The sequence below is a fragment of the Nonomuraea antri genome (assembly GCF_013283785.1).
GTDB lineage: Bacteria > Actinomycetota > Actinomycetes > Streptosporangiales > Streptosporangiaceae > Nonomuraea > Nonomuraea antri.
Window position 1 is genome coordinate 1 of sequence record NZ_JABCPZ010000494.1, and the last position, 2,085, is coordinate 2,085.

Consider the following 2,085-nt stretch of genomic DNA (forward strand, 5'->3'; position numbering starts at 1 on the left):
GGCGGTGGGAGCGAGGGCGAACCGGCGGGGCCGCTCACAGGACAGCACCGCATCGCCGAGGTAGACCAAGCGGTCCAGGGCGTTGGCCACCGCACCGGACGAACGGTTGATGACCTTCCCGATCTCGTACGGGGTGAAGTCCTTGTCCGGGAACTCGATTAGGTGCGCGTGAACCATGTCCCGCAACCCACCCGTACGCACACTGCCCCCGACACCCGCGCCGCCACCGGCACCCGCACGGGCCCCCGACACCGTACGGGCCGGGGCAGTGGTGCCGGTCAGCACCGCCCGCGCATTCCGGTGCGTCGAGGCGACCTTCGTCATGGCCATCTCCAGGCACCCCAACGCCATCACAGCGTTCCCCTCCTCCTTCGCCATGATCACCCCACCGAACAGATTGACCAGTTCCGTCAGTTCGGCGTGCACCCGCGCCCACGCCGGATCGTCCGCCACCTGCTCGGACGGGTCGGTGTCGGGGATCGTATGGAGTTCGCTGTCCGTCCCGTCCGAACCCTGACCGGCCGCCTCATCGCCGATCAGCTCCCCCTCGTCATCGGTCGGATCGTCCACCGGGACGGGGTCCGCCGAATCGATGACCTCCGGGAGGTCCTCACCTTGCGCGGGCGCGGCGTCAGCGTCAGGGCTGTCCGCGTCCGTACCGGTGCCGGTATCCGGCGTGGCGGACGCGGGAGGCGCGGCATCCAGCGTTTCCGGGGCCGGGGCAGACGCGTCAGCGGTCCCGGTCGGCTCGTCGGCGTCGGCGTCGGCGTCGGCGGTGATGGGGAACCACCGGTCAGCCGCCCGCCCCCGCGTTTGACCGTCGTTGATGCCCGGCTCACGCCGGGCCCGCCCCTCCGCCTCCAACTCGTTGAGGATCTTGCCCGCGACCATCCGGCTCAGACCGGCCGCCGCCCCGATCACCGTGGCCGATCCGCCCGGCTCGGCGTTCAGCGCCGCCCACACCGCCGCTATCCGCCCGTCCGCGTCCGTGCCGGGGACGGTGTCCGGGGCGGCGGTTGCGGCGCTGTCAGGGGCGGTCAGCGGCGCGGTGTCGGCCGGGCCGGTAACGGCGATTTCCGCGTCAGCGGGAACGGTTTCGGTAGCGGTCATTTCTGGAGCGTGAATAGCCATTGCGTGACGCCCTTCCGGTCGCTTTACCGGCCCCCTGTCCGGGCCGGTGTTTTTCGTTTACGTCACGACCATCCCTCGCACCTAACGGGAATGGCAAGTCGACCGGCCAACGAATTCCGTCACCCCAACGGCTGGAGAGGCTAACCTAACTAAGTAATCGGTGATCTGGGAAAACACCTTCCGAGAAGGCTGCGAGATCGGCTTGACATTAGACGGGCGCCCAGCTCTTCACCTATTTTGCCGGACGATGTAGGACGATGCAATATTGTCCGAGTCCAGCTCGAAGAAACTGCGAGATGACTGCGCATGCCGGTTGACATCAACGCCGCGTCGAGCGTCCATGGAATTAGGCGGTAAACACCGCCGCCACATCACACCGGAATAACGCCGGGCTACATGAAAGGGCACAACCGCATGACTCACACCGACACCGGAGCCACCGCCTACCGCCTCACCGTTGAACCCCGGCATGCCCGCGCGCTAGCCGACCACGGCACAGGATGGGCGATCATGTGGGACGACCACGACGAACAGCCCGTCATCGTTCCGCCCCGGCACGGCGACGACGGCACCCTGCTCGAAATCTGCCACTACGAGAGCATGTTCACCCTCAGCGGGCACTGCCCCACCCTCGACGTCGCCCACGCCTGCGATGAGTGCATGCCGGGCGGGCGGCCCGACTTCGAGGTGATCGCCAATCACATGAGCGACATCCTCGGCGACCACTACCCCGGCCGCGCCGAGACCGCCGCCCACATGCCCCTCACCCTGCCCTACACCCGCGCCCTCGCCGCACACGGCATCCGCCGCCGCTTTCAGGGCACCCGGCACGGAGACGCCTTCCACCAGCGCTACGTCTCACCCCACGACCGCCACCTCGAACTGCGCATCCCGATCGACCCCACCCCCGCCGACATGCCCGCGCCTCGGCTCACCATCGAGTGGATCTACCTC

2 protein-coding genes are annotated in these 2,085 nt (G+C 68.2%); one reads left to right on the forward strand and one right to left on the reverse strand.

What is annotated here, in order from left to right:
* Positions 1 to 1,110: hypothetical protein (locus tag HII36_RS54835; protein ID WP_173531326.1), on the reverse strand; the 1,110-nt coding region annotated here is incomplete at its 3' end.
* Between the two features lie 435 nt (positions 1,111 to 1,545).
* Here HII36_RS54835 and HII36_RS54840 point away from each other — a divergent pair.
* On the forward strand, positions 1,546 to 2,085 hold a 540-nt coding region (locus tag HII36_RS54840; RefSeq protein ID WP_173531327.1), incomplete at its 3' end, for a hypothetical protein.